6 protein-coding genes are annotated in these 9323 nt (G+C 41.1%); 5 read left to right on the top strand and 1 reads right to left on the bottom strand.

The window, feature by feature from the left end:
• Window positions 1-517 precede the first annotated feature (517 nt).
• On the bottom strand, window positions 518-1654 hold the full coding sequence (gene malK, locus G322_RS0114675) for a maltose/maltodextrin ABC transporter ATP-binding protein MalK (protein WP_022942497.1): 1137 nt from the start codon (window positions 1652-1654) through the stop codon (window positions 518-520).
• Between the two features lie 429 nt (window positions 1655-2083).
• Between malK and malE the strand changes: the two genes are divergently transcribed.
• From malE to G322_RS0114650, 5 genes are all read left to right on the top strand, one after another.
• A complete protein-coding gene (malE, locus tag G322_RS0114670) occupies window positions 2084-3265 on the top strand; it encodes a maltose/maltodextrin ABC transporter substrate-binding protein MalE (protein WP_022942496.1) in 1182 nt (393 codons plus the stop codon).
• 91 nt (window positions 3266-3356) lie between these two features.
• Complete coding sequence (gene malF, locus G322_RS0114665; protein WP_022942495.1) at window positions 3357-4925, top strand: maltose ABC transporter permease MalF; 1569 nt, start codon at window positions 3357-3359, stop codon at window positions 4923-4925.
• 11 nt (window positions 4926-4936) lie between these two features.
• Window positions 4937-5827 carry a maltose ABC transporter permease MalG gene (gene malG, locus G322_RS0114660; protein ID WP_022942494.1) on the top strand — a complete coding sequence of 297 codons (891 nt, stop codon included), beginning with the start codon at window positions 4937-4939 and terminating at the stop codon, window positions 5825-5827.
• Between the two features lie 164 nt (window positions 5828-5991).
• Window positions 5992-8013, top strand: coding sequence for a methyl-accepting chemotaxis protein (locus G322_RS0114655; RefSeq protein ID WP_022942493.1), 2022 nt, complete (start codon window positions 5992-5994; stop codon window positions 8011-8013).
• A 75-nt stretch (window positions 8014-8088) separates the two neighbouring features.
• The gene (locus G322_RS0114650) at window positions 8089-9177 is read left to right on the top strand and encodes a protein kinase family protein (protein WP_245542328.1); all 1089 of its coding nucleotides are present in this window, start codon (window positions 8089-8091) and stop codon (window positions 9175-9177) included.
• The last annotated feature ends 146 nt before the right edge of the window (window positions 9178-9323 follow it).

Genomic DNA, 9323 nt, shown 5'->3' with positions numbered 1-9323 from the left:
ATTAGTCTCTATTTATATAAATGAAAACATGCAGGACTAAAGTCCCACTTCCCAAAAGTAAGCTAATTATTCATCGGAAGTGGGACTTTAGTCCTGCCTTTTGATGCTTGAATTAACAACTGACCAGAAAGCAAACTCATTCTGTTTGTTTTAAACCCGTTTGCCCTGCTTATCATCTTTGCTTTTATTGTTTTGGGGAGGTGCTGCTTTAGCTGCGCCTTAGTTAATAAGGTAGGACTGAAAAAAGGGTTTGCAGAGCTTACCCGCTCATGAGACTGAACTGATGTTCAATTCGCTCCTACGTCCAATATGAAGCTTTGAAAATATTACATTTGTGTACAAATCTAAAAAGTAAATTGGACGTGATGCTTCAGCTTCGCCATTTTCAAGATGAAACTAAAGTTTCACTTCCATCTACAAGCTCGCTCTTTTTACTGCGGAATATTATTTGCTTTGTAAATAAAAAAAAAGCCTTATCATTGCTGATAAGGTTTTTTTTTTACTCATCGGAAGGAGCTTACATCTCTTCTAACATTCGGTCGTAATCAACACCATCCTCTCGATGTAAACGACGGCATGCTCTGCCATCACTGTGGAATAGGTGACAGCGGTGTGCAGTCAAGCCAATATGAAACTTACTGCCAATTTCTACCGTAATAGTATCTGGCGCACGAAATATAACGTCGGCATCCGCGTCATCAAGATGCAGATATATCTGCGTTTCGTTACCCAGTTTTTCTACCATTTGCACATCACCGGCAATGGTTACTTGTGCATCTTGTGCATTTAATAAATGTTCTGGGCGAATACCCAAAGACATACGATCACCTTTATTAACCGTTTCCCCTTCTACTTGAATCCAGAAAGTTTCACCGCTAGACAGCTGTACCATTACTTGATTGTCTTCTACCTCTGAAATTTTTACGCTGATAAAATTCATCTTAGGTGAACCGATAAATCCAGCCACAAAACGATTAATCGGGTAATGATATAACTCAAGTGGACGGCCCATCTGAGCAACAGACCCGGCGTCGAGAACAACAATTTTATCTGCCATTGTCATTGCTTCTACCTGATCATGTGTTACGTAGATCATGGTGCAACCAAGTCGACGTTGCAGTTTAGTAATTTCACTGCGCATATTGACACGCAATGCCGCATCTAAGTTAGACAGCGGCTCATCAAGTAAAAATACGTTTGGCTCAGAAACCAATGTACGGCCGATGGCGACACGTTGACGTTGACCCCCTGAAAGCATTTTGGGGTATCGCTCAAGCAAGTGACCTAGCTGTAAAATTTCAGCCGTATGAGAGACGCGTTTCTCAATTTCAGCTTTGTCAGCTTTGGCCAGTTTGAGGCCAAAAGACATATTGTCGTAGAGGTTAAGATGTGGATACAGAGCATATGACTGAAACACCATGCCTACGCCACGCTTTGATGGTTCAACATCATTCATGCGTTGGTCTCCTATATATAGATCCCCTGATGTGATGTCTTCAAGTCCTGCAATACAGCGTAAAAGCGTTGATTTACCACAGCCTGATGGTCCTACAAAAACGACAAGTTCGCCTTCTTTAACGACGAGGTTGATATTGTTAGAAATTAGTACGTCGTCGTAAGCCTTGCATAAATTTTTTAACGTGACGCTGGTCATTGGTTTGTCCTTGATTAATGTTGATAAGTTGTCGTACGCATCAGTGATTGAATACATGCTGACCGTAGCAAATTTTTGAATGTATGCATTTTGTTGAATTGCTGTCTGTGTTGCATCCTCCTAAGTCAAAAAGTTGAAGGAGGAGTAGTGGGGTGGAGGCTTAGATCCGCAATAAAGACAAAGTAAGATCAACTTCAAAATTACCAATCTATTTATTGTCGTCTGGATCACAAAAACCAATCGTTTTGTGATCTGTCTCACTTATTATTGAAGAGGGAACTAGGGAATTCATTGCAAATGAAAAGGGTGTAGGGGCTGGGATGATGAGCTGAAGATAAATCTTATGGATACTGCATGCTCCAAATATGGCTTTTCTAATGTGAAAGCAACTAGATAAGTCGACATTGTAATTTTAAAAGGATATTAAACATGAAAAAAACCCTCACTACACTCGCCATTTGCACTATGGCTGCCCTTGGTTCACTTAATGCTTACGCGGCGATTGAAGAAGGTCAATTGACTATCTGGATTAATGGCGACAAAGGTTATAACGGCCTTGCTGAGGTAGGTAAAAGATTTGAAGCTGATACTGGTATCAAGGTAACGGTCGCTCACCCAGATGCACTACAAGATAAGTTTCCACAAACGGCCGCAGCGGGTGATGGTCCAGATATCATATTTTGGGCGCACGACCGTTTTGGTGGTTATGCAGAAGCGGGTCTGTTAGTTGAAGTTAAACCTTCAAAAGCAATTAAACAGGGGATTGTCGATTTAGCATGGGATGCGGTTACTTATAAGGGCAAACTCGTTGGTTATCCGGTTGCGATTGAATCGTTATCGCTTATTTATAACAAAGACTTACTGCCTAACCCTCCTAAAAAATGGGAAGAGATTGAAGCGCTACATAAGAAACTTCAAAAAGACGGCAAGTCTGCAATCATGTGGAACCTCAAAGAACCTTACTTCACGTGGCCTCTGATGGGTGCTGATGGTGGTTACGCGTATCAATACACGGTAGATGGTTACGATGTTAAAGATGCGGGTATTAATAAGCCCGGCGTTAAATCTGCGATGAACTTTATCCAAGACTTGATTGCTAAAAAAATTATCTCACCAGATATGGATTATTCAATCTCTGAGTCTGAGTTCATTAAAGGTAACGTCGCGATGACCATTAATGGTCCTTGGGCTTGGGGTAACCTTGATAAAGCGGGTATCAACTATGGGGTGACCACACTGCCTAAATTTAATGGTCAGGTATCTAAACCTTTTGTTGGTGTACTGACAGCAGGTATCAGCAGTGCGTCACCTAACAAAGATGTTGCTGTTGAGTTTATTGAGCAATACCTATTAACCAACGAGGGTCTGCGCAGTGTTAATAACGACAAACCTCTGGGTGCGGTTGCACTTAGCTCCTTCCAAGCTGAGCTAAATTCAGATAAGCGTATTTCTGCAACAATGGACAACGCACTTAATGGTGAAATTATGCCAAATATTCCAGAGATGGGCGCTTTTTGGGGCAGTGTTAAAACCGCCATTAGTAACATAGTAGATGGCCGTCAAACTGTAGATGCTGCGCTTGCAGATGCAGAAAAACAGATGGTTAAGTAATGTTAAATCGAGGTTCGCAATAGCCTCATTTTTAACCCTTCAAGGAGGGGATATCCTCCTTGTTTTATATTTTTGTTAGTAGGTTTTTTTTATGCAATCAGTTAAAGGTGTCGTTGCAACGACAGCAACTACAAATCCTATCAGCCGAGCCGTGTTTATTAAATGGGCGATTTTGGTGTTGGTTGGAATTGTAAATGGTTATGTCACCATCTTAATGTATTCTCGCGGTGAGCTTGCTTTTGCGCTACTCACCTTAGTATTAACCACTCTGGCACTGTATGTTTTTGGTAGTAAAAAGACATACGCATACCGTTATATCTACCCGGGTGTTGCGGGCATGATTCTGTTTATATTATTTCCACTTGTCTACACAACCAGTCTGGCATTCACCAACTACAGTGCCAAAAATCAGCTCTCTATTGAGCGAGCACAATCGGTTCTGATAGACAGAACATTCCAAAGAGGTGAAAGCTACCCATTTAACTTATACAAAACACAACAGGGTTACCGCATATTTATCACCGATGGTGAGCAACTTCTTTCTTCTGATGATTTTACAATGGATAAAACAACAGAGTTTAATCTTATGCTGAACGCTGTTGATCAGGTCGTGGGTGAAAAGCAAAAAATTAAAGCGATCATCAAAAATAGTGCGATGCTGAATTTGATTTATTTGGCGATGCCAGAGGGTGACAATATCCGTATGAGTGGTCTGCGTAAATTTGCGGCTGTTGCTCCTCTATACACGATGCAATCCGATGGTAAAACACTCATTAACAATGAGACAGGAGAAAACCTTAAGCCAAATATGGAAGTCGGTTTCTATCAGCCTATTAATGATAATGGCGAATTTATTGGCAGTACCATCTCACCTGGTTTCGTTGTAAATGTAAGCACTGCGAACTTTGAACGTGTATGGAAAGATGAGGGTATTAAAGAGCCATTTATTAGTATCTTTATCTGGACGGTGGCGTTCTCTGCGTTATCGGTTTTCTTAACCCTGATTATTGGTTTGGTATTAGCCAGTGTTGTGCAGTGGGAAGAGTTGAAAGGACGCTCTGTTTACCGTGTATTACTGATACTGCCCTATGCCGTGCCTGCCTTTATCTCTATCTTGATTTTTAAAGGTCTGTTTAATCAGAGTTTTGGTGAGCTCAACATGGTGTTAGAAGCCATCTTTGGTATCAGTCCTTCATGGTTCTCTGATCCTGTCACAGCGAGAACGATGGTGGTCATTGTCAATACTTGGCTTGGTTTTCCTTACATGATGATTCTTTGTATGGGGTTATTAAAAGCAATTCCAGATGACCTTTATGAATCATCTGCTATTGATGGCGCAAGCGTATTAAAACGTTTTACCAGAATCACTGTGCCGTTAATGCTTAAACCATTAACACCGTTATTAATCGCGAGCTTTGCGTTTAACTTCAATAACTTCGTGATGATTTATCTGCTAACAGGTGGTGGTCCCAATATGATTGGCACCTCTGAGCCTGCAGGTTACACCGATTTATTGGTGAGCTATACCTACCGAATCGCATTTGAAGGCACGGGTGGCCAAGACTTTGGTCTGGCAAGTGCAATCGCAACGATTATCTTTCTATTGGTTGGCGGTCTGTCATTGCTCAACCTGCGTTTCACAAAACTTGATCAAGACTAAGGAGAATTAACATGGCAATGGTACAAGGCGAAGATTTAAAATACCGCGTATGGGGCACTCATATTGCTCTTTGGATCGGTCTATCGGTGATCATATTTCCATTATTAATGGTCATCGCTATCTCATTTCGTGAAGGTAACTTCGCGACGGGTAGTTTAATTCCCGATAATCCATCGTTGGAACACTGGAAACTGGCACTCGGATTTTCTGTTACTAACGCAGATGGCAGCATAACGCCACCTCCATTCCCAGTGCTGCTGTGGTTATGGAACTCTATCAAAGTAGCGGGCATCTCATCACTGATCATTGTTACCTTATCAACAACGTCGGCATACGCATTTGCGCGGATGAAGTTTGGTGGTAAAAGCCTTATTTTGAAGTCAATGATGATTTTCCAAATGTTTCCAGCCGTATTAGCGCTGGTGGCAATATACGCGCTGTTCGATAAGTTAGGGCAGTACATACCGTTTATGGGACTCAATACACATGGTGGATTAATCTTCTCCTATTTGGGCGGTATCGCATTACATGTGTGGACCATTAAAGGCTATTTTGAAACCATAGATGGTTCACTAGAAGAAGCAGCTGCTATCGATGGTGCTTCACCTTGGCAGGCATTTTATCTGGTCTTATTACCACTTTCAGTGCCCATTCTTGCGGTGGTCTTTATCCTCTCTTTTATCGCAACAGTGGGAGAAGTACCGGTTGCTTCATTGCTGTTATCTGACGTTGATAAGTACACCTTAGCCGTTGGTATGCAGCAGTACTTGTACCCTCAGAACTATCTATGGGGTGATTTTGCGGCCGCTGCCGTGCTCTCTGCTTTACCTATTACCGGCGTGTTTTTATTAGCCCAACGTTGGTTAGTGGGTGGCCTTACCGCTGGTGGTGTAAAAGGCTAACAAAACATGTCACTACTCAGGTTGTTTGACTGAGTAGTGACTGTTTATTTTGTTCAATACTCTCCCCTCAGTTTAACTAAAGTTTTAAAAAAATCGTGTATCAGGCCATTTTTTGAATCTGCACATTTGAATTTACATAAGAGAACTATTCTCTAGGAATGAATATGAAAGCAATTAAACGTTTAAAAAAAATGCGTCAGACATCGGTTATTCGGCGCATGTATGCGGGTTTCACGCTGATGGTTATTCTCTTTATTAGCACTGTCCTGCTCATGTTGAATGGCACTAGCCGTGTTTATCAGCAACTTGAATCCGTGAATAGCGATGCACTGCCGCTGGTTACTTTTGCTAATCAAACCAGTGTTGAACTATTAATGGCCGATAAATTTTTCAAGGATTTCCTGACTAGCCAAGATTTACCTCGTATGGATGATTATGAAAGTAAGTTTTCAGTCGCGCATCAAAACTTCAGCTTGGCGCTGGCTAAATTAGCGGAGGTATCTGTTGATATTCCTGCATTAAGCGATCAATTAAACGCGTTATTTTCATTAGAAAAGCGTTATTTTTCTGAATCGAATAAAGCAATGAATAACTACCGTGCGCAGTTAGCAACGCAACAAGCACGGCAAGATGCATCTCGTCGCTTTCAGAAATTACAGGGAGAGTTACGCGCGGGTATGAAAGAGTTCGTTAATAATGAGGATGATATTACCCTGAAGATGATCTCTAAAAGCTACTTTATGCGCCTTAAATATACAGAAACGGTGACGTCCGATGCGCTTGCCAGTTTTGATATCAAAAAAATTACTAAAGCGATTAAAGCGAATAAGGTCGGTGTTGCCCGACTTAAAGGCGCTTACGCTAGTTTGACCAAGAAGTTGCCTGCGCTTAAAAATGAGTTTTCAGAATCCTTTGCACAATTCAGTAAGGATGTCGGTGAAAAAGAGGGCATTCTTGATTTACATTACAATTACGCAATGGCGAGTAATGAGTTGTATCGTAATATTGCCGTGCTTGCGGGGGAAGTTGACCAAGCGATGGACATTCTGGAAACCTTTAGAAGTGAATCCAAACAAGTGATGAACAGTGCACTGAACAGTGCCAATGAAATTTATAAAAACAGTTATTCTCAAGCTATTTTAATGGGCAGTGGTGTAACAACTTTTGCGTTATTCCTCGGCTGGTTACTGGCAAGAAATGTGCGTAAACCACTTGTTTCTATCCTTAAAACACTGGAAATGTTAACCGCGGGTGATATGACACAGCGTGTTGATAGCAATACATTTGTCGAATTCAATCAACTCAGTACTCATATCAATACCTTAGCCTCTAATCTACAGGATATCTTACATAAATTAGGCGCGACGTCGGGAGATTTAGCAGAAGTTGCCGCACAAAACCAATCTACCATGGCGGAGTCTAGAGCGCGTTTAAATGAGCAACGTCAGCAGACAGCCTCGGTTGCCACGGCGATGACAGAGATGGAACATTCTGTGAGAGATGTGGCAGCCAGTGCGCAAAACTCGATGGATAAAGTGCGTGATGTTGAGAGTGCAACACAAGCCGGGCGAGAGGTGATGAGTAATAACATATCAACTATCCATAAATTATCTGAGCAACTTAACGAATCCGTTCAAGTGGTTGCAACGGTGCAAAATATGAGTAGTGAGATCGGGTCAATATTAGATGTTATTCGTCATATTGCCGCACAAACGAATTTATTAGCACTTAATGCCGCCATTGAAGCCGCCCGCGCGGGTGAGCAAGGGCGAGGATTTGCTGTTGTTGCCGATGAAGTACGGGTATTAGCAAAACGCACCACAGATTCAACGGCAGAAATAGAAGAGATGATTAAAAACCTACAAGATAGCTCCAAGCAAGCTTCATCGGTGATGCAATCTTGTGTGATAGAGATGGATAAAAGTTTGTCGCAATCTTCCGAGGCTAATGGTGCAATGGAGGATATTCAGGCAAACATCATCGAAATTAGTAAAATGAGTTACCATATTGTGAGTGCCGCTGAGGAGCAAAGCGCAACAGCTGTCTCGATTGCACGTAATTTAGAAGACATCAGCCAGATTGCCGATGCCAACAATGCTTCAATGGAAAAAGTAGCCAACGTGAGTAGTAAGTTAGATGAACTTGCACATCAACAGAATGAGTTGGTACATCGATTTAATGTTTAGTTTTTCGCTAATGATATTTCAGTGGTATAAGATGATTAAGTCTTGTTGAATAAATTTAAGATTGGTGAAATGAAGATGGAACAGCAACGTCAGCAGGCGCAGCAAAATTTTGTCGAGAGTGAAGAGAACATAGAAGTTGGTAGCTTACAGGGTTTCCCTCTTACTTTGCAGCAACTCAAAAATACAACCAGTGATTCAAAGTATGTTGTGAAGACCTTTACTTCTGGTCTTACCGCGATCGTTTATCATCTACAGTTAGGTGGGCAAAGCTGGACATTGAAATTAAAGCGAGCAGTTAGTTTAGTCAATAACATTGATGGACAAACTTCTTTTTTGAATGAAGTTCAGCGTCGTCGTGATTTAGTTAAACTAAAGCAAGAAGCACCTGATAAGTTTAAACATATTGTTGATACTCAATTTGCTAATTTTAAAGAGGGTATTATTCTTTCTCCGTGGATAGAGGGGGAGCCCTTATTGCATCTAACTCGGGATATATTTGAGCAAATCTTTTCGACAATAGATAATCTTGAACTTAGCGGATTATTTGAATGGGATTTTTCCTCTGGGAATATATTACTTGATACACATGGTGAAATTAAACTGTTTGATTTTGGTTATATGTATCGCTTTGATCCTAAGCAACACTTCAATAGTAATGGATTAACGGCTCCTTTATTTCACGGTGTCGAACGTTTTGAGACACGTTTCTTTTTTGATTATTTATTGAAAAATCCACTCAACCTAAGTAGTGATGCTTTATTTGAGTTATATAGAATTGAAAAGCAGTGTGCTTTGAAGGCCTATCAAATCAAATTGACCAATCTAATCGAGCTAGGCGCTAACGATGAAGTGATTGCGCGACAACGGGCAATGAATCATTGCTGGCAAGAAGCATTGTTGAGTGATAATGCTTTACAAGAACTCTATCTACTTGAAAGTTTCCGTTCTAATCTACTCGACCTGCTTGATGACTTGCACGGTCAATCTTGTACCCCCGATACGCTTAGAAAAGCGGACTTGGTTTTGAATATTATTGAGTTACATTATCAAGACATAGTCGCAAGTGATGGTTTCTTTTTCGGTGATGAAGACTTATCAAAAACGGAACTTATTGAAAAATATAATCGCTACCGTAAAAAGGCAAAGCACTTTCAGCTAGTGTAGTTGCAGGTTCTGTAGCTTTACATCAAAACGGCTGTTCTGGATATATACCCGTTATCATTCAAGGTGCAAAATTCAGCAAGCTGTGAGGTGAGCAGGTTCTAGGCAGAAAGTTGAAGGTCTAACTGGTTCAATCGATGCTTTCTAAC

This window comes from Psychromonas hadalis ATCC BAA-638 (assembly GCF_000420245.1).
Taxonomy (GTDB): domain Bacteria; phylum Pseudomonadota; class Gammaproteobacteria; order Enterobacterales; family Psychromonadaceae; genus Psychromonas; species Psychromonas hadalis.
Note: the sequence above shows the minus strand (reverse complement) of the source record. Positions and strands in the feature narration are given on the sequence as shown.